The organism is Microbacterium faecale (genome assembly GCF_014640975.1).
Lineage (GTDB): Bacteria > Actinomycetota > Actinomycetes > Actinomycetales > Microbacteriaceae > Microbacterium > Microbacterium faecale.
This window is the reverse complement of the sequence record NZ_BMHO01000001.1, coordinates 429,607-447,531: the sequence shown is the minus strand read 5'-3', so window position 1 is coordinate 447,531 and position 17,925 is coordinate 429,607. Positions and strand designations below refer to the sequence as shown.

The 17,925-nt window shown below is 69.4% G+C and carries 17 protein-coding genes; 14 read left to right on the top strand and 3 right to left on the bottom strand.

All coding sequences use genetic code 11. The features are described from left to right. Position 1: 1 nt before the first annotated feature. Entirely contained in the window at positions 2–1,468 is a 1,467-nt protein-coding gene (locus IEW87_RS02015; protein ID WP_188710646.1) for a beta-N-acetylhexosaminidase, read from the bottom strand. 100 nt (positions 1,469–1,568) lie between these two features. Between IEW87_RS02015 and IEW87_RS02010 the strand changes: the two genes are divergently transcribed. Genes IEW87_RS02010 through IEW87_RS01990 form a run of 5 tightly spaced genes read left to right on the top strand, consistent with a single transcriptional unit; the run spans position 1,569 to position 6,879 of the window. Beyond that, the gene (locus IEW87_RS02010) at positions 1,569–2,699 is read left to right on the top strand and encodes an ROK family transcriptional regulator (protein WP_229730849.1); all 1,131 of its coding nucleotides are present in this window, start codon (positions 1,569–1,571) and stop codon (positions 2,697–2,699) included. A gap of 56 nt (positions 2,700–2,755) precedes the next feature. Beyond that, complete coding sequence (locus IEW87_RS02005; protein ID WP_188710645.1) at positions 2,756–4,039, top strand: extracellular solute-binding protein; 1,284 nt, start codon at positions 2,756–2,758, stop codon at positions 4,037–4,039. 4 nt (positions 4,040–4,043) lie between these two features. Continuing rightward, positions 4,044–5,012: a carbohydrate ABC transporter permease gene (locus IEW87_RS02000; RefSeq protein WP_188710644.1), complete on the top strand. Its 969-nt coding sequence runs from the start codon at positions 4,044–4,046 to the stop codon at positions 5,010–5,012. Further along, the gene (locus IEW87_RS01995; RefSeq protein WP_308420907.1) at positions 5,009–5,908 is read left to right on the top strand and encodes a carbohydrate ABC transporter permease; all 900 of its coding nucleotides are present in this window, start codon (positions 5,009–5,011) and stop codon (positions 5,906–5,908) included. Before IEW87_RS02000 ends, IEW87_RS01995 begins: the two co-directional genes overlap by 4 nt. After that, the gene (locus IEW87_RS01990) at positions 5,905–6,879 is read left to right on the top strand and encodes an ROK family protein (protein ID WP_188710643.1); all 975 of its coding nucleotides are present in this window, start codon (positions 5,905–5,907) and stop codon (positions 6,877–6,879) included. Before IEW87_RS01995 ends, IEW87_RS01990 begins: the two co-directional genes overlap by 4 nt. A gap of 17 nt (positions 6,880–6,896) precedes the next feature. Here IEW87_RS01990 and IEW87_RS01985 read toward each other — a convergent pair whose 3' ends face one another. Continuing rightward, positions 6,897–7,805 (bottom strand): LysR family transcriptional regulator, encoded by a 909-nt coding sequence (locus IEW87_RS01985; RefSeq protein ID WP_188710642.1) that lies wholly within the window; start codon positions 7,803–7,805, stop codon positions 6,897–6,899. 120 nt (positions 7,806–7,925) lie between these two features. On the opposite strand from IEW87_RS01985, the gene IEW87_RS01980 reads away from it, so the two are divergent. The 5 genes from IEW87_RS01980 (at position 7,926) to IEW87_RS01960 (ending at position 13,106) form a co-directional block, all read left to right on the top strand. Then, complete coding sequence (locus tag IEW87_RS01980; protein WP_229730847.1) at positions 7,926–9,587, top strand: thiamine pyrophosphate-binding protein; 1,662 nt, start codon at positions 7,926–7,928, stop codon at positions 9,585–9,587. A 62-nt stretch (positions 9,588–9,649) separates the two neighbouring features. Then, positions 9,650–10,720, top strand: a complete 1,071-nt coding sequence (locus tag IEW87_RS01975) for an ABC transporter substrate-binding protein (RefSeq protein ID WP_188710641.1) — start codon at positions 9,650–9,652, stop codon at positions 10,718–10,720. Positions 10,721–10,738: 18 nt separating this feature from the next. Then, positions 10,739–11,533 carry an ABC transporter ATP-binding protein gene (locus tag IEW87_RS01970; protein WP_188710640.1) on the top strand — a complete coding sequence of 265 codons (795 nt, stop codon included), beginning with the start codon at positions 10,739–10,741 and terminating at the stop codon, positions 11,531–11,533. Beyond that, a complete protein-coding gene (locus IEW87_RS01965) occupies positions 11,530–12,315 on the top strand; it encodes an ABC transporter permease (RefSeq protein ID WP_188710639.1) in 786 nt (261 codons plus the stop codon). Before IEW87_RS01970 ends, IEW87_RS01965 begins: the two co-directional genes overlap by 4 nt. Next, the gene (locus tag IEW87_RS01960) at positions 12,312–13,106 is read left to right on the top strand and encodes an ABC transporter permease (protein WP_188710638.1); all 795 of its coding nucleotides are present in this window, start codon (positions 12,312–12,314) and stop codon (positions 13,104–13,106) included. Before IEW87_RS01965 ends, IEW87_RS01960 begins: the two co-directional genes overlap by 4 nt. A gap of 78 nt (positions 13,107–13,184) precedes the next feature. On the opposite strand, the gene argG is transcribed toward IEW87_RS01960, so the two are convergent. Continuing rightward, complete coding sequence (gene argG, locus IEW87_RS01955; RefSeq protein WP_188710637.1) at positions 13,185–14,609, bottom strand: argininosuccinate synthase; 1,425 nt, start codon at positions 14,607–14,609, stop codon at positions 13,185–13,187. Positions 14,610–14,697: 88 nt separating this feature from the next. Here argG and IEW87_RS01950 point away from each other — a divergent pair, with 88 nt between their 5' ends. From IEW87_RS01950 to IEW87_RS01935, 4 genes are all read left to right on the top strand, one after another. Further along, positions 14,698–15,042, top strand: coding sequence for a cupin domain-containing protein (locus IEW87_RS01950; RefSeq protein WP_188710636.1), 345 nt, complete (start codon positions 14,698–14,700; stop codon positions 15,040–15,042). A gap of 112 nt (positions 15,043–15,154) precedes the next feature. Then, the gene (locus IEW87_RS01945) at positions 15,155–15,688 is read left to right on the top strand and encodes a hypothetical protein (RefSeq protein WP_188710635.1); all 534 of its coding nucleotides are present in this window, start codon (positions 15,155–15,157) and stop codon (positions 15,686–15,688) included. Between the two features lie 38 nt (positions 15,689–15,726). Beyond that, complete coding sequence (locus tag IEW87_RS01940) at positions 15,727–16,692, top strand: ABC transporter ATP-binding protein (protein ID WP_188710634.1); 966 nt, start codon at positions 15,727–15,729, stop codon at positions 16,690–16,692. Further along, complete coding sequence (locus tag IEW87_RS01935) at positions 16,689–17,870, top strand: ABC transporter permease (protein WP_188710633.1); 1,182 nt, start codon at positions 16,689–16,691, stop codon at positions 17,868–17,870. Before IEW87_RS01940 ends, IEW87_RS01935 begins: the two co-directional genes overlap by 4 nt. The last annotated feature ends 55 nt before the right edge of the window (positions 17,871–17,925 follow it).

Genomic DNA, 17,925 nt, shown 5'->3' with positions numbered 1-17,925 from the left:
GTCACGCCCACGGGATCTCGGGGGACCGGCCGAAGCCGGGTGCGTCACGCTCCCAGGCGGATCCGCGGCCCGCGACCCGCTCGCGGAACGACTCCCACGTGCGTGCCGGCATGGATCCGTACGGGGGCGACCACGCGGCCTCCGCCGCGCTGGCGAGCCGGGGCAGCAGGAGCCGCTCGACGTCGGCGCGGGTGCGGAGGGTCTCGGTCCACAGCGCCGCCTCGACGCCGAGGATGTCGGCCTCATCGATGCCGGTGATGACGCCGGCCGGGTCCCACCGGTAGGAGCGCTCGACATTCGTCGGGCCGTTCGCCCAGGTCAGTCCGAGCGGGGCGTCGGGGGCGTCCTTCATGTCGAGGTAGATGGCGTCCGCGGGGGAGAGGATGATCCGGCCGCCGTTCGCGACGAATGCGCGCGCCCTGTCGTCGTGCCCGTCGGTCGGCGTGAGGAACCCCCAGTACTGGCCGATCGTCCCTCGCGGCAGCGGCGCCGCACCTGCCTCGTGCCACGCGATCGGCGTCTTGCCGGTCGCGGCGACGGCCCGGGCGGCGCGGTCGACGAGAGAGCGATAGTCGTCGGCGGAGGTGCCGAGCGCCTCGTCGCCGCCGAGGTGCAGGTAGGGCCCGGGCGTGAGCGCGGCCAGCTCGTGGAAGACGTCGGCGAGGAAGGCATCGACGCCCGGCGCATCGGCGCGCAGCGAGGAGAAGCCCACGCCGATCGCCGTGTACGGCTCGCCGGCGACGGGCAGCGCTCCGCCGGACTCCGCCGTCACCTCGCGTACCTCGTCGCCGATCACCGGGTCCGCGACGAGCTCCGGATACGCGAGGCCGACGGCGTGGGTGTGACCCGGCACGTCGATCTCCGGTACGACGGCCATGTGCCGATGGGCGGCGTACGCGATGATCCGTGCGTAGTCGTCGGCCGTGTAGAAACCGCCTGGATCCCCGTCAACCGACGTGCCGGAGGCGAGCTGCGCGAGTTCGGGGCGCGTGCTGAGAGCGAGGCGCCACCCCTGATCGTCGGTGAGGTGGAGATGCAGCGTATTGAGCTTCAGGTCGCTGGCGCGGTCGATGACGGCGAACACGGTCTCGACGGGATGGAAGTGCCGAGCGACGTCCAGCATGATCCCGCGGTACGCGAAGCGCGGCTCGTCGCGGATCTCGACCGCGGTCGGCGCGGCCGCCTCGGCGAGCTGGATCAGCGTGCGGCCGGCGTAGAAGACCCCGGCTGCGGTGGCTGCCTCGATCACGACGCCGTCTTCCGCGACGCGCAGCGCGTATCCCTCCTCGGGGTGGTCGCCGCGCCGGATCGTGACCGGCGCGGATCCGCGGCCGAGCGCGACGACGAGGCGTTCGCCTTCCGCGGCGAACGCCGGGTCGGCCTCGATACGGATCCCTGCGGACAGGTCGGGCGCGGGGGCGTCTCGCACGACGGCCGAGGCGGGCGCGGGTACGAGGGGAGGGCTCATAGCGAGGCACGCTAACAGCGAGGTCACGGTTTTGTAAAGAGCCCTGCCTTTTCGAGGGAAAGGGTTGCGCGCGTCGAGTTTGTAAGGTCTACTTCCAAACATGCCATCGACGCAGATGACCCGATCGCCGCGCAGCGGAGCGAAGGTGATGCCGGCCCACGCACGGCTCCACAACCGCGCTCTCGTCCTCCGGACGCTCTTCCGCGACGGCGCCCTCAGCCGCGCCGATCTCGCGCGCCGCACCGAGCTGACGCGGGTGACGATCTCCGATCTCATCGGTGAGCTCATCGACCGTGGCATCGTCGTCGAGCACGGCGCGCAGCGGGCCGCGGGTCCGGGCAAACCGGGGATCCTCGTCGATATCGACCGCCCCGGCCACCAGGTCGTCGGCCTCGACCTCTCGGGCGCGGACCGGTTCGTGGGCATCGTGCTCAATCTCGACGGCGACGAGGTCGCACGAGACAGCGTGCCCCGCCCCGCCGATGGCGAGGGCGAGGCCGCGGTGGAGGCGACGATCGAGCTCGCCCGCCGCCTGACGCAGGCAGCGACGACGACGGTGCTCGGCATCGGCATCGGCGCGCCGGGTGTCATCGACGACGACGGCCGCGTCCTCACCTCGCCGAATCTCGGCTGGACCGGCGTGGACCTGCAGCACCGCGTGCACGAGGCCACGGGTCAGGCGACGCTCGTCGCGAACGACGCGAACGCCGCCGCGCTCGCCGAGCGGGTCCTCGGCGACGGCGGACCGGACCTCCTGCTCGTGCGCACGGGCCGCGGCTTCGGCGCGGCGCTTCTGTCCGACGGCGAGCCGGTCGCGGGATCCCGATTCGCCGCGGGCGAGATCGGTCACGTCACTGTCGGCACCGACGGCGGACCGGCATGCGCGTGCGGCAAGGACGGCTGCCTCGAGGCGTGGGTCTCTACGCAGGCCGTGACCGATCGCATCGCCGCGGGCGAAGATCGGGGCGTCGTCGTCCGCGAGGCCGCCGAACGCCTCGGGATTGCGCTCGCGCCCGTCATCGGCATGCTCGACATCACTGAGATCGTTGTCGCCGCGCCCCGGGACCCGTTCGGAGACGACTTCCTCACCCGCACTTTCGAGACCATCCGCGATCGCACCCTCTGGCCGTTCAGCGATGGCATCCGGGTCGTGCGCTCGTCGCACGGCGACGACATCGTCGCCCACGGCGCTGTCGCGATGGTCATCTCGGGGCGCCTCGGCGTCTCGTGACCCGACACATGCAGAATCGCCCGCGATGGCCGCGGGCGCGACACCAAGGAGCAATCATGAAGCGAACGATCATCGGCAGCGCTGCCCTGCTCGGCGCCTCGGCCCTCGTCCTGAGTGGCTGTGGCTCCGCCTCCGATGCCGACGCCGGCGGCGGGGGCGGCTCGGATACGGCGGACGGCGGCGAGCTGCGCGTCTGGCTCGTCGGCGCTGACACTCCCGACGACGCACGGCAGCACCTCATCGACACCTTTGAGGCCGACAACGATGGCTGGACCCTCACCATTGAGGAGCAGCAGTGGACCGGTCTCGTCGACCTGTTGACGACGAGTCTGTCCGGATCCGACAGCCCGGACGTCGTTGAGGTGGGCAACACGCAGGCGGCAGCCTTCACCTCGGCGGGCGCGTTCCTCGACATCAGCGACATGTACGACGGGCTGGGCGGCGGCGACCTGCTCCCCGGATTCGTCGAGGCGGGTACGTACGACGACACGTTCTACGCGGCGCCGTACTACTCCGGATCGCGGGTCGTGTTCTACAACACCGCGATGTTCGACGAGGCCGGGCTCGAGGAGCCGACCACTCTCGACGAGTACGTCGACGGCGCCGAACAGCTCGCCGAGGCGACGGGCGTCTCCGGCGTCTGGTACCCCGGCAAGGACTGGTACAACGCGCTGCCCTTCATCTGGGAGAACGGCGGCGAGGTCGCCGTTCTCGACGGCGACACGTGGGACGCGCAGCTGTCGAGTCCGGAGTCGATTGCGGGTCTCGAGCAGGTGGCGCGACTGATGAACACGTCGACGGCGCCGAAGGATGGCGACGAGACCGACGCGTGGGTGCCGTTCCGCGAGGGCGAGGCGGCGATGCTGTCGGCGCCGAGCTGGGCGTACTGGTCGATCGTCGCGGATGACGACGGCAACGACACCGACCTGACCGAGTCGCTCGGGTCCTTCGCCCTGCCGGGCGCGGACGGCGGCGCGGCACAGGTGTTCGCGGGTGGATCCAACATCGCGATCTCCGCGAACTCGGCCCACCCCGAGCAGGCGAAGAGCGCGCTCGAGATCATGCTGAGCGAGGAGTACCAGGCCATCCTCGCGGAGAACGGCCTCGTCCCGGCGCTCGCCTCGATGGGCGACCAGACGGCGGGCGCAACGCCCGAGCTCGCCGCCGACGTCGCGGCGGCCGCCGCCGAGGCGAAGCTCACGCCCGCCTCGCCCATGTGGGCGGACGTCGAGGCCGCGCAGCTGCTGCAGGACTTCTTCGTGCAGATCGCCAATGGCGGCGACATACCGGCGCTCGCCGAGGCGCTCGACGCCGACATCGAACAGGTCCTGAACGGCTGACCGCATGACCCTGACCGCTTCCCCACCCCGGCGCGGCGCGACGACCGCGCCGGGGCCGCGTCCACCGAGGCGCCCCGCCGGCCGCGGGTCCTTGTTGCGCGGACCGGCTCCGCTGCTCATCCCGGCCGGCCTCATCGTCGCCGCGCTGACCGGATGGCCGCTCCTGCAGCTGGTCATCATGTCGTTCCAGGAGTTCGGCCGCGCGCAGATCTTCGGCGCCGAGCCAGAGTTCGTCGCCCTCGACAACTACGCGCGCGTGCTCGCGGATCCCGTGTTCTGGGGCGTCCTGACGCGATCGATTGCGTTCGCCGGCGTCAATGTCGCGCTGACCATGGTGCTCGGCGTCGGCATCGCGGTGATGATGACGAAGCTCGGACGCGTGATGACCGTGGCGGTGTCGCTCAGCCTCCTGCTGGCGTGGGCCATGCCACCGATCTCGGCGACGACGATCTGGGGCTGGATCTTCGAGGCCCGGTCCGGGCTCGCGAACTACGTGCTGTCGCTGATTCCGGGCGTCGACATGATCGGGCACTCCTGGCTGTACGAGCCGCTGAGCTTCTTCTTCGTCGCGACGATCATCGTGACGTGGATGGGTGTGCCGTTCGCGGCGTTCACGACCTACGCGGCGCTCAGTCAGGTCCCCGAGGAGGTGCTGGAAGCGGCCGCGCTTGACGGCGCCAGCCCGTGGCAGCGCTTCCGGCTCGTGACTTTCCCGTTCATCCGGGGCGTCGTGCTCGTCGTTCTCGTGCTGCAGATCATCTGGGACATGCGCGTCTTCACGCAGATCTACACGCTGCAGACCATCGGCGGACTGCGCAGCGAGACGAACGTCGTCGGCACCTACATCTACGAGGTCGCGACCGCCGGCGGAGACCAGGGCGCGGCCGGTGCGATCTCCGTGATCCTCGTCGCCATCATGCTCGTCATCTCGGGCTATTACGTGCTCGCCACCGTGAAGGAAGAGGAACTGTGAGCCAGACCCGGACGCTCGTCACGGGCGACGCACGGATCCGGGCCCCTCGTGGCCGACGGGCGCGCCCCTCACGTGCGTTGCTGAATGCCGCGGCGGCTATCGTCATCCTCGCGAGCGCGTTCCCCGTCTACTGGATGATCAACTCCGCGCTGCTGCCGAACTCGGCGGTGCGCGAGCAGACGCCGCACTTCTGGCCCGATGAGTTCACACTGTCGAACTTCGCCGAGGTGATCACGCAGCCGAGCGGCAGCATCATCTTCCTGCCCGCGCTCGCGATGAGCATTGTCGTGACCGTCACGGCGGTCCTCGTCGCGCTGCTGTTCGCGTTCTTCGCTGCGCTCGCCCTGAGCCGCTTCCGCTTCCGCAGTCGGAAGTCGATCATCGTCGGAATCCTCGTGATCCAGATGATCCCCGTCGAGGCGTTGATCATCTCGACACACCGCGTGCTCGACGGATGGCAGCTGCTCAACAGCGCCGTCGGACTCACCGCGGTGTACGTCGCCATGGTGCTTCCCTTCACGATCTGGACACTGCGCGGCTTCGTCCGCGGCGTGCCGATCGAGCTCGAGGAAGCGGCGATGATCGACGGGTGCACGCGCATGGGCGCCTTCTGGCGCGTGACGTTCCCCCTGCTCGGACCGGGGTTCGCGGCGACGGGAGTGTTCTGCTTCATCCAGGCGTGGAACGAGTTCATCTACGCGCTCGTGATCATGACCCGCCCCGAGACCCGCACGCTGCCGGTCTGGCTGCGGGCGTTCGTGCAGGCGACGAAGGAGACCGACTGGGCCGTCATCATGGCCGGGTCGACGCTGTGTGCAATCCCCGTCGTGATCTTCTTCCTCATCGTGCAGGGGCGGATGGCCCAGGGCATGGTCGCCGGCGCGGTGAAGGGATGAACCGGGTCCGTATCGGCGTCGACGTCGGCGGAACGAACGCCGAAGCGGTCGCGCTCGCCGCGGGCGGTCGCGTCGTCGCGTCGGCACGGCGGGCGACGCGCATCGGACCGGACGGCGTCGTCGACACCGTGCGCGGGCTGGTCGCGGAGCTCGCCGACGGGCGCCGTGAGCTGGTCTCGGTGGGCGTCGGTATCCCCGGGATCGTCGCCGACGGCATCGTGCGGCACGCCGTGAACCTCGATCTGCGGGAGACGGATCTCGCGGCCGCGCTGCGCGGGCGGCTGGCCGTGCCGGTCGCGATCGACAACGACGTGCGGGCCGCGGCACTCGGCGCGCACGCGACGCGGGGCGGATCGCTCGCCTACCTGAATCTCGGCACGGGCATCGCGGCCGGGATCGTGACCGACGGGACGGTCCGACGCGGCGCCTCCGGTGCCGCGGGCGAGATCGGCCACATCCCGGTCGACCCCGCCGGCCCGGTCTGCGCCTGCGGCCAGCGCGGCTGCATCGAGGCCTTCGCGGGCGGGGCGGCCATCGCGCGGCGCTGGCATGCGACAGAACCGGCGCTCGCCGAGGTCGTCGGCGCGCACGCGGCCGCGCGGACACCGACCGACGTCTCGCCAGTGCTGCCAGCCACCGACCGCCCTCCCGCGATCCCGCCCGCGCCGCTGGTCGTCTTCGACGCGGCCGACGCGGGCGACGAACGCGCGATCCGGATCCGCGATGACGCCGTGCACGCGATCGCGGCGGCCGCACGGATCCTCGTGCTCGCGACCGACGTCGAGCGCGTCGTGCTCGGCGGCGGCGTCTCCCGCCTCGGTGAGCGGCTGCGAGGCGCGGTCGCCCGTGAACTCGACCGCGCGGCGGCGGCCTCCCCGTTCCTCACCGAACTGCGGCTCGCCGACCGGATCGAACGGGAACCGGCCTTCTCGCACGTGCCCGCGATCGGGGCCGCACTGCTGCCGGGGTGAGCGATACGGAGCGGGCGTCAGCTGTTGATGAGCGCTCTGCGCACGGTGCTGAGGAACCAGGCGTGCGCTGAGGACCCCTCGGCGTCGCGGTGCGAGATGAGGTGCACGCCGGTGCGCGGTGAGGCGAAGGGCAGCTCGAGCAGCTTGGTTCCCTCGAGACCTGTGATGAGACGGGAGAACGCGTCGACCGGAACGATCGCGAAGAACCCGCACTGCGCGACGATGCGCGCCAGTGAGGTGAAGCGGTTCACCTCGACGTGGGGCACGTCCGACAGGATGCCGGCGCCGAGGGTCGTGACGGCCTCCGTGATTGTCCGGTGACCGGCCGAGGGACCGACCCGCACCTCGGGAAGGCGGCGGAGATCCTCGACGCTCACCGTGTTGTCCTGCGCCTCAAGGTCCTCCGGCACGAGACAGCCGTATCGGTCGTGGAACAGCACCTCCTGGGCGACGGGCCCCGGCACGGGCGAGCTTCCGATCGCGGCATCCACGTCGCGGGAGAGGACGTCATTCGCCACCGTCGCAATGTCGAGGGGAACGGTCTCGATCTCGATACCCGACCCCGCGCTCCCGGTCGCCTGGAGGATGCGCGGGAGGAGCCCCGCCTCGCCGAGATCCGTGAGCGCGATGCGGAAGCGCCGGGTGGAGCTCGCGGGATCGAAGCGGGTGCGGTCCGCTGTGCTGGCGACGAGCTGCGAGAGCGGCCCGTTGACCTCGGCGTAGACGCTCGTCGCCAATCGGGTCGGCGCGACGCCCGCGCGCGTGCGGATGAACAGCGGGTCATCGAAGTGATCGCGCAGTCGCTTCAGCGCGTGGCTGACGGCGGGCTGCGACAGATGAAGCGTCTCGGCGGCGCGGGTGATGTTGCGCGCGCGATAGACGACCACGAAGGTGCGCAGCAGGTTGAGATCAACGGTGAGCTCCACCCCTTGATATTAGTCACCTGCATAAGAGCGATGCTGAATATCTATTGGACGCACGTCAATCAGGTCCCTAGCGTGTTCAGCAACCGGTCGACGAGGACCGGCTGAGAGGCATCGGGTGGTATGGCAAAGACGATGAGGGTCGCCGACGCAGTAGGACGCGTGCTGAGTGAGCTGGGGCTTGCGCAGATCTTCGGCGTGGTCGGCAGCGGCAACTTCCGGGTGACGAACGCGCTACTGCGCGGGGGAGTCGCGTTCACGGCCGCTCGCCACGAGATGGGCGCCGCGACCATGGCAGATGCCTACGCGCGGGTGACCGGCGACGTCGCTGCGGTCTCGCTGCATCAGGGCTGCGGTCTCACGAACGGGCTCACTGGCATCGCGGAGGCCGCGAAGTGTCACACGCCGGTCCTGGTGCTGGCGGCGGATACGGCGCAGGGTGACGTCACCTCGAACTTCTACATCGACCAGGACGCGGCGGTGGCGGCGGTCGGTGCGACGCCCATGCGGATCCACTCCGCCGCCTCGGCCGTCGCCGACGCGGCCCGCGCGTATCGCGTCGCGCAGGTGGAGCGGAAGACGGTCGTACTGTCGATGCCGATCGACCTCCAAGAGGAGCAGACCGCGTACCCGGCGGCGCGCCCCGCGACCGAACTGAGCCAACCGGCCGTCGCCGTCGCGCCCGCCGACGTCGAGGCCCTCGCCGGCCTGCTCGGCTCCTCCGAACGCCCCGTCATCATCGGCGGTCGCGGCTCGCGGCTGGCGAAGCGCGACATCCGCGAGCTCGCGGCGACATCCGGTGCGCTGTTGATCGCCTCGGGCGGCGGTCGCGGAGTTTTCGAGGGCGACGACTGGGCCCTCGACATCATTGGCGGATTCGCCACCGACGGCGCAGCCGAACTGGTGAGTGAGAGCGACCTGATCGTCGTCTTCGGCGCAGCGCTCAACACGTGGACGACCCGCAACGGGTCGTTGACCGATGGCATCCGTCTCGTGCAGATCGACGACCGCGCCGAGGCGATCGGCATGCATCGCCTCGTCGATCTCGGAATCGTCGGCGACGCGGGGGCGGTCGCGCGGGCGACCCAGGAGGCACTGCTGTCGGCGGGCCCCCCTCGCACGGGTTACCGCACACCGGAGATCGCCGAGCGGGTGCAGTCCGTGCGCTACTGGAAGGATCAGCCGGTCGAGAAGGTCGACGAGCCCGGTTTCGTCGACCCCGCCGAGCTCACCAACGCGATCGACGCGCTTGCGCCGATGGAGCGCACCGTCGTCGTCGATGGCGGCAACGTCAACTGCTACCCCGGCGCGCATCTGAGGGTGCCGGATGACGCGGGCTTCGTGCTGCCGCTGTCGTTCCAAGCGATCGGAATGGGACTGGCCAGCGCCGTCGGCGCGGCGATCGCACGCCCCGACCGGCTGACCGTGCTGGGCGTGGGCGACGGTTCGCTGCTGATGGCGGCCGCCGAGCTCGAGACGGCCGCCCGGCTGGGGCTGGGCATGCTCATCGTCGTGTACAACGACAGCGCATACGGCGCCGAGGTCCACCTGTTTCCTGACTCGACGGAAGAGGAACAGGAGATCGTGCGCTTCCCCGACACCGACATCGCCGCCATCGCCCGCGGGTATGGCTGCGACGGCGTGACCGTCCGGTCGATGGACGACCTCGCCCCCGTGCGCGCCTGGCTCGACTCACCGCGCGAACGTCCGCTCATCGTGGACGCGAAGATCACCGGCCGGGCGTCATGGCTGATGGCCGCCGGCGACGGTCCTGACCACACCTGAACGAGGCATCACCGCCTCCACACCCCCAGAAGTACGCACCGCAGGAACAAGGGAGTTTCGGCATGATCAGCAGCAGCAAGAAGACACAACGGCGCCTCGCGTTCGCCGCGATCGGCGCGGCCACGGCACTCGTCCTCGCCGGATGCGCGGAGGGAGACGGGCTCGGCAACGCCGCGGGAGGCGGCGAGGACGAGGGCGGCGAGAACGGCGGAGGTGACACGATCCAGATCGCGTATCTCGCGACCGGGTCGTCGCTTCCGCTGTTCCTCATGGCCGAGAAGTACGCGGATGAGGTCGGGATCGACGTCGAGATGGTGGAGGTCTCGAGCGGCAACGACTCGATCACGGGCGTCGCGACCGGGCAATACGAGACGGGCTTCGCCGGGATCGGGTCGGCGGCGTACAACGCGTTCGCCGAGGACCTGCCGGTGCGCTATGTCGCCCCCATGCACATGGGCTACGTCGAGGACTATTTCATCCTGTCCTCGCAGGTCGCCGGCTCCGCAGAAGAGGGCGCAGAGATCGCCGAAGACATGTCCGACTATGCCGGCGAGACGTTCGCCGTCAACGGACCGGGCGTGGTCACCGAGGCTGTGCTCGGGCTCGCGCTCGAGCAAGTCGGTCTGTCGATGTCCGACATCAACCTCGAGTACATCCCGTTCCCCGATCAGGTGCCCGCGCTGGCCAACGGCGGCATCGTCGGAGGGATCCTCTCCGAGCCGTTCCCGACGCAGGCCGAGAACAACGACGCCGGATACCGCCCCTGGTCGACGCCCGATGAGCCGCCGATCCCGTTCACGGGCATCCTGTTCAACACCGACTGGGCCGAGGCGAACCCCGACGCGGCGACCGACTTCATGCGGGCATACGCGATGGCGGCCGAGGAGCTCGACACCGGCGGCTGGGACACCCCGGAGATGCTCGACCTTATCGAGCAGTACACGGGTGCCGACCCGGAGATCGTCGCCCAGTCGCGCCAGCATCACATCCACGGCGACCTGACCGTCGACCTCGCTCAGGTGCTCGAACTTCAGGAGTTCTACATGGAACAGGGCTCGCTGAACTACGACGAGCTCATCCCGGAAGAGCAGATCTGGGACTTCTCGTGGCGTGACGCCGCGCTCGGGAACTGACAGGAAGGGTGAGCGCGGATGAGCGACCGGACGGTGGACGCCAAGGTGCGACTGACGGGCGTCACGAAGCGATTCCCCGGAGCGGAGGAGGTGACGGCGCTCGAGGACGTCTCTCTGGAGATCCACGAGTCGGAGTTCGTCTCGATCGTGGGGCCGTCCGGATGCGGCAAGTCGACGCTGCTGAGACTTGTCGCGGGTCTGCAGCCGCCGACCGCCGGAACGGTCGACATCCGTCAGTCGAAGCCCGGACGGCCGAAGACGGCGATGGTGTTCCAGGAGCACGCGCTATTCCCGTGGCTGTCGGTGCGCGACAACGTCGCGTTCGGGCCGCGCAACCGCGACGTGTCGAAGCGGGAGGCGGCCGAGATCGCTGATGCGCAGCTCGCTCGGCTCGGCCTCGACCGCTTCGGCGACTTCTATCCGCACCAGCTCTCGGGCGGGATGAAGCAGCGCGTCGGCATCGCGCGCGCCCTCGCGCAGGACGCCGAGATCCTGCTCATGGACGAGCCTCTCGGCGCCCTCGACGCACAGACGCGCACGCTTCTCCAGGAGCAGATCCTCGAACTTCGGCAGGAGTCGCGGCCGACGGTGCTTTACATCACCCACGCGATCGACGAGGCGGTGTTCCTCTCCGACCGCGTCATGCTGATGTCGGCGCGACCCGGCCGCATCCGCGACATCATCGAGCTGGACTTCCCGCTCGATCGCGGCCCCGAGCTGCGCGGAACGGAGGAGTTCGCGAAGCTCTCGCAGAACATCTGGAACCACCTGCGCGACGAGGTGCAGGCGGCGATGACCGGCGGGGAACAGTGACGTCGATCGCGCGGTTCCTGCGCGAGCGGTGGGCGCTCGTCGTCGGTCCGCTGGCACTGCTCGCAGTGTGGGAGCTGCTGTCGCGCACGGGGGTGATCCCGGAGACGTTCTTCCCAGAACCGACGCGGATCATCGCGGGGATCACGATCATCGCCGACGCGGAGACCGGCCTCGGCATCGACCTCATGATGACGGTCTTCCGGCTCATCGTGACGGTCGTGCTCGCCGTGCTGATCGGCGTCGGGATCGGGATCGCGATCACGGCGTCGCAGTGGACGGAGCGCGGCATCAGCACCGTGCTGGCATTCGTCTACCCGATCCCCGGGGTGCTGTTCTTCCCGTTCCTCACCTTCATCCTCGGACGCACGGAGACCGCGGTGCTCCTGACGGCGCTCGTGACGCCGCTGATCGTGATGATCCTGTACACCGTCGCGGGCGTGAACAGCATCAGTAAGACGCTGATCGAGGTGGCGGACAATTACGACTGCCGCGGCGCGCGGCGGTTCTTCCGGATCCTGGTTCCCGGCGCGCTGCCCTCGATCGTCACGGGGATCCGGATCTCGCTGGGCTTCGGGCTGATCGCCGTGATCGCGATCGAGATGGTTGGCGCGCCCTCCGGTCTCGGCAACTTCCTCTGGGAGAACTGGCAGATCCTGCGGGTGACGGACATGTATGTCGCCCTGCTGTGCATCGCGGTGCTGGGCCTGCTCACGACGGTCGGGTTCGACGGCGTCGCCGGCCGCATCCTGCCGTGGCAGGCCGACGCGGGGAGCACCTCGTGAGGCCGGCCGCGTTGCGAACGCTGCAGACGTGGACGATCCCTGTCGCAGTGATCGCCGTGTGGGAGATCATCACGCGGGTGGGCCTGCTGGACCCGCGCTTCTTCGTGCCGCTGAGCGAGGTCGTCGTGACGATCGTCGAGCAGCTGTCCGAGGGGCGCCTGGGCGGTGATATCGCGATCACGATCCAGCGGCTTGTGATCTCATTCGGGATCGCGGCGGCGCTGGGCGTCGGGATCGGCATCGCCTCTGGCGTGTGGCGCACCTTCGAACTGCTCATCCGCCCGGTCACCGACACCCTGTATCCGCTGCCGAAGATCGCGGTGCTGCCGCTGTTCATCATCATCGTTGGGCGCGGCGAGATCGCCTACATCCTGACCGCCTTCGCGACGGCGTTCTTCCAGATCATCATCAGCACGCGCAGCAGCGTGAGAGACATCGACCGAGAGATCATCGAGGCGGGGCGCAACTTCGGCGCGACTGGACGGAAGTACGTCACGAAACTGCTGTTCCCCGCGATCTCGGGCCCGCTGTTCAACGGCCTGCGGCTCGGCATGGCAACGTGCCTGATCACGCTGATCGCCGCGGAGTTCGTCGGGGCGGAGACCGGTATTGGGGCGATGATCCGGAGGGCCGGTCAGCAGTTCGCGGTCGATCAGATGTACGCCGGCCTCGTGCTGACGGGCGTGCTCGGGTTGCTGATCAATCTCGTCTTCCGCGTGCTCGAGCCGGTTCTGCTGCCATGGCAGCGCGGAGCGTCCCGCGACGGGAGGCCCGTCGCCACCGGCGCCTGAGTCACGCGTCGGGAGCTCTGCCGTCCGATCAACGCCCCTTGGGTCTGGCGCGTTCGGACGGAGACGGCGCGTCGCGCGTCAGTCGGTGCCGGTGTCGAAGGCGGCGGACTCGCCGAGGCTGTCGAGTTCGTCGTAGTCGGTCGTCGTCGCGTTCTTTGCGATCTGCTTCGCCTCGCCCTTCTCCAGGGATCCGATCAGGTCGCCAGTCGTGCCGCCGATGAGCCCGCGAGCGACGTAGTTCTCGAGGCGCGCACGGCTGTCGGCGATGTCGAGGTTGCGCATCGTGAGCTGGCCGATGCGGTCGACCGGGCCGAAGGCCGCGTCCTCGACGCGCTCCATCGACAGCTTCTCGCCGGCGTACGACAGCGACGGGCCGCTCGTGTCGAGGATCGTGTAGTCCTCGCCGCGGCGCAGACGGAGCGCGACGGTGCCGGAAACCTCGGAGCCGACCCACTTCTGGATCGACTCGCGCAGCATGAGCGACTGCGGTTCGAGCCAGCGGCCCTCGTACATGAGGCGACCGAGCTTGCGGCCGAGCTCGTGGTACGTCTCGAGGGTGTCCTCGTTGACGATCGCGTTGAGGAGGCGCTCGTAGGCGATGTGCAGCAGCGCCATGCCCGGAGCCTCGTAGATGCCGCGGCTCTTCGCTTCGATGATGCGGTTCTCGATCTGGTCGCTCATGCCGAGGCCGTGGCGTCCGCCGATGTCGTTCGCCTTCATCACGAGCTGCACGGCGTCGCCGAACTCCTCGCCGTTGATGGCGACCGGACGGCCCGCGTCGAAGGTGATCGTGACGTCTTCCGTCGTGATCTCGACCGACGGATCCCAGAACTTCACGCCCATGATCGGCTCGACCGTCTCGAGCGAGACGTCGAGATCCTCGAGCGTCTTCGCCTCGTGCGTCGCGCCCCAGATGTTCGCGTCGGTCGAGTACGCCTTCTCCGCGGAGTCGCGGTAGGGGTAGCCGTGTTCAACGAGCCACTCGCTCATCCCCTGTCGTCCGCCGAGCTGGCTGACGAACGCCGCGTCGAGCCACGGCTTGTAGATGCGCAGGCGCGGGTTGGCGAGGAGGCCGTAGCGGTAGAACCGCTCGATGTCGTTGCCCTTGTAGGTGGATCCGTCGCCCCAGATGTCGACGCCGTCCTCGCGCATCGCGCGCACGAGCAGCGTGCCCGTGACGGCGCGGCCGATCGGCGTCGTGTTGAAGTAGGTGCGCCCGCCGCTGCGGATGTGGAATGCGCCGGTCGCGAGAGCCGAGAGGCCCTCCTCGACCATCAGTGGCTTGCAGTCGATGAGGCGGGACTTCTCCGCGCCGTACTCGAGGGCCCGGGAGGGGATCGACTCGATGTCGTCCTCGTCGTACTGCCCGAGGTCGCCGGTGTAGGTGAACGGCACCGCGCCCGCATCGCGCATCCACGCGACCGCGCAGGAGGTGTCGAGACCCCCGGAGAAGGCGATGCCCACGCGCTCGCCGACGGGCAGGTCCTCAAGAACATTCGACATGGCTTCGATTCTAGGCGCTGGCCGGGATCGCCTCGAATCGCCGGCAGGAACGGATCCGCGCCAGCGCGCCCGGGGCTACGCTCGGCAGATGCCGCATCGCATCGAGAGAGATTTCGCGGAGCACTACGTGTGGGGCGCCGTCTGCGACGGCTGGCGCCTCGTCGACCGCGGCGATCTCTCGGTGATCGAGGAGCGCGTGCCTCCGCACGGCGCGGAGGAGTGGCACGTCCACGAACGCGCGCGGCAGTTCTTCTACGTGCTCGAGGGCCACGCCGTCATGCAGACCTCCCAGGGCGACGTCGCGCTCGAACCGCGCACGGGGGTCGAAATCGAGCCGGGGCTCGCCCACCGATTCACGAACGCCGGTCCCGAGGACGTGCGGTTTCTCGTCATCAGCGCACCCTCGACGCGGAGCGATCGCGTGCCAGCGTGATGAGGCGGTGACCATTTTCGAGGCCCGCTCCTATGCGCTCGCTGGGAAGGCCTCGAGTCGGGTCCGAAATGACGGTAGAATCGCCGCTGGAGCATCCGGGAGGGGGGAACGCATGGCACGCAAGAAGCGCGGAGGATTGATCCTCGGTGCGCTCGGCGGCGTTCTCATCGTCGGCGGCGGAGCGTTGCTCGTGGCCGTCGCGCTCGCTCCCGAGGCGGTCGAGAAGACCTACGGAACGCTCAAGACGCAGGTGACGGGCACCGTCGACAAGGTGCAGCAGGACGTCTTCGAGAATCTGCCGACCGTGAAGATCGGCGTCGAGGGAGGCATGCCGGAACTCGACCAGGCGTGCGCTGACAATTCCTTCGTGATCATGTCTTCGTACGAACGCGAGGGTGTGCCTGAGACGGCGGCCGCGCACAACAACTGCGGCGGCGACGTGCTCCTGCCGTGGGACGAGGGCCAGCAGATCCAGATCGAGGGCCGCGACGAGGTGTACGAGGTCATCGACATTCGCTACACGTCCAAGATCTGGGCCTCGACCGACGACCTCGTCGGCCTCCAGGGCGACCTTGCGCTGCAGACGTGCTTCTACGGCGAAGACCGCATGAAGTTCGTCGGGCTCGAAGTCGTCGACGACGCGTGAGTCTCCCCGCGCGGGGAGTTTGCCGCTAGCGTGAGCGCATGAGCTCGCCACCGCCCAGCGCGGCCCCATCGACCGTCGCGCACGAGGGCGTGGTCGCGCGTGACGTCGCGCGCTCGTTCGGGGCGATCCACGCTGTGCGCGACGTGACGTTCGACGCGCGCCCCGGTCGGATTACCGGACTCGTCGGACCGAACGGCGCGGGCAAGACCACGCTCTTCCTCCTCCTCGCCTCGCTCCTTGCCCCGGACCACGGCGAGATCCGCATCGCTGGCGCCGACCCGGTTGCCGACCCGGCTGCCGCACGCGCGCGGATCGGGTGGATGCCCGACGCGCTGGGCGCGTGGGACTCGCTGACCGCGCTCGAGACGCTCGTGACCGCGGGCCGCCTGTACGGCGCAACGCGACACGAGGCGCGCCAGCGCGCTGAGGAACTGCTCGAGGAAGTCGGTCTCGCCGACCACGGACGTTCGCCCGCGCGTGTGCTGTCGCGAGGCCAGAAGCAGCTGCTCGGGCTCGCGCGCGCCCTGGTGCATCGTCCCTCCGTGTTGCTGCTCGACGAGCCGGCGTCCGGTCTCGACCCCGCCGCGCGGATCGCACTGCGAAACCATCTGCGACGACTGGCCGACGGCGGCGCGGCGATCCTCGTCTCGAGCCATGTGCTCAGTGAGCTGGAGGAGATGGTCGACGATGCGGTCTTCATGGCCGCGGGAGCCACGGTCGCGCGCGACGTGGGCGCGACAGTGGGCCGGCGCGACTGGCGGCTCCGCATCGCGGGGGCGACGCACTCCGGATCCGCGCCCTGGCGCGACGAGATCGCACGGATCCTGCCGCATGCGCAGGTGCGCGTCGAGCGACGCGACCTGCTGCTCGCATTCGCCGACGAGACCGCCGCCGCCACCGGGCTTACGGCGCTCGTCGGCGCCGGTGTGCCTGTGGCAGTTTTCGCGCCGGCAGCGGGCGAGCTCGAGAACGCGTTCCTTGACCTCGAGAAGGGACCGCGATGAACGTGACCCGCATTGGCGTGCTCACCCAGCTCGAGCTGCGTCAACGCCTCCGCCGACCGGGTTTCTACGTGCTGCTCGGCGTCTTCTTCCTCGTCGTCGTCGGCATCACCTGGCTCGGCTCCCTCATCTTCGGCGGCGACGGCTCTGGGTCGTCGGGCATGATCTCGGTCGCGATATACGGTGTCCTGCTCATGGCGACACTCGTGACGCCGACGTTCACCGGCAACGCGATCAACGGCGACCGCGAGAGTGCGACCCTCGCTCCCGTGCAGGTGACGCTCGCGACGACGACGGAGATTCTCCTGGCGAAGCTCCTCGCGGGGTGGGCGGCGGGCATCGTCTACTTGATCGTCGCGTTGCCAGCGCTCCTCTTTGCGCTCCTGCGCGGTCTGGTGGATCCGGTGCCCGCCGGATGGTTCGGATCCGACGAGATGGGGGCGACGAGCCCCGCCATGCTCGCGGTCGCGATCGTCGTCCTGATCGTCGAGGTGGGCATCATCGCCGCGATCGGCGTCGGGCTCAGCGCGATCATCGCCCGCCCGCTGTTCTCCGTCGCCGCGACCTACCTCGTGGTGATGCTGCTGGTGATCGGCACGGTCATCGCGTTCGCGCTCGGCACCTTCGCGACACGCTCCTCGACCGTGACGCTGAGCGAGAGCCCCGACGAGGTGTACGTGGCTGACGGCGTGCTCGGATCCCTGCCCTCGTGTGACGACGCGGGGGAGCCGTGCGTCGAACCGCGCCCGGATGTCTCGGCACAGTGCGTCGCGGTGCACGGCACCGGCGACGTGCCGCGCTACGACCATGTCTGGTGGCTGCTGGCGGCTAACCCGTTCGTCGTGCTCGCCGACGCGACGCCGACGACGTACAACCGCGAGGGGTATCCGATCGACCTCTTCGGGCAGATCAAGTACGGCGTGCGCAGCGCGCAGCACGCGCCCGAGCTCGTGCAACAGGACTGGATTGATCCCTGCGATGGCGAGCCGCCGCGAGAGGGCGAGTATTACGGCAGCGATGCCGACCGCGAGACCTCGCGGGAGCTGATCGAGCGCTCGGTGCCGAGTTGGTTCGTGGGTCTCGGCGTGCAGGTGCTGCTCGCGGTGGGCCTCATGCTGTGGGGCGGCGCGCGCACGACGACGCCCGCGCGACGCACCCCTCCGGGCAGCCGGATCGCATAGCACGACGCACGCTCTGGTGGCGTCCACGGATTCCGGGCGCTCGCCGCGTGGATAC

What these genes read in the sequence shown, in the direction of transcription:
- IEW87_RS01980 (WP_229730847.1), top strand. Translation starts at nt 7,926, where the DNA reads ATGGCAAAGACGATGAGGGTCGCCGACGCAGTAGGACGCGTGCTGAGT.
- IEW87_RS01950 (WP_188710636.1), top strand. Translation starts at nt 14,698, where the DNA reads ATGCCGCATCGCATCGAGAGAGATTTCGCGGAGCACTACGTGTGGGGC.
- IEW87_RS01940 (WP_188710634.1), top strand. Translation starts at nt 15,727, where the DNA reads ATGAGCTCGCCACCGCCCAGCGCGGCCCCATCGACCGTCGCGCACGAG.
- IEW87_RS02000 (WP_188710644.1), top strand. Translation starts at nt 4,044, where the DNA reads ATGACCCTGACCGCTTCCCCACCCCGGCGCGGCGCGACGACCGCGCCG.
- IEW87_RS02015 (WP_188710646.1), bottom strand. Translation starts at nt 1,468, where the DNA reads ATGAGCCCTCCCCTCGTACCCGCGCCCGCCTCGGCCGTCGTGCGAGAC.
- IEW87_RS02010 (WP_229730849.1), top strand. Translation starts at nt 1,569, where the DNA reads ATGCCATCGACGCAGATGACCCGATCGCCGCGCAGCGGAGCGAAGGTG.
- IEW87_RS01945 (WP_188710635.1), top strand. Translation starts at nt 15,155, where the DNA reads ATGGCACGCAAGAAGCGCGGAGGATTGATCCTCGGTGCGCTCGGCGGC.
- IEW87_RS02005 (WP_188710645.1), top strand. Translation starts at nt 2,756, where the DNA reads ATGAAGCGAACGATCATCGGCAGCGCTGCCCTGCTCGGCGCCTCGGCC.
- argG (WP_188710637.1), bottom strand. Translation starts at nt 14,609, where the DNA reads ATGTCGAATGTTCTTGAGGACCTGCCCGTCGGCGAGCGCGTGGGCATC.
- IEW87_RS01990 (WP_188710643.1), top strand. Translation starts at nt 5,905, where the DNA reads ATGAACCGGGTCCGTATCGGCGTCGACGTCGGCGGAACGAACGCCGAA.
- IEW87_RS01975 (WP_188710641.1), top strand. Translation starts at nt 9,650, where the DNA reads ATGATCAGCAGCAGCAAGAAGACACAACGGCGCCTCGCGTTCGCCGCG.
- IEW87_RS01935 (WP_188710633.1), top strand. Translation starts at nt 16,689, where the DNA reads ATGAACGTGACCCGCATTGGCGTGCTCACCCAGCTCGAGCTGCGTCAA.
- IEW87_RS01970 (WP_188710640.1), top strand. Translation starts at nt 10,739, where the DNA reads ATGAGCGACCGGACGGTGGACGCCAAGGTGCGACTGACGGGCGTCACG.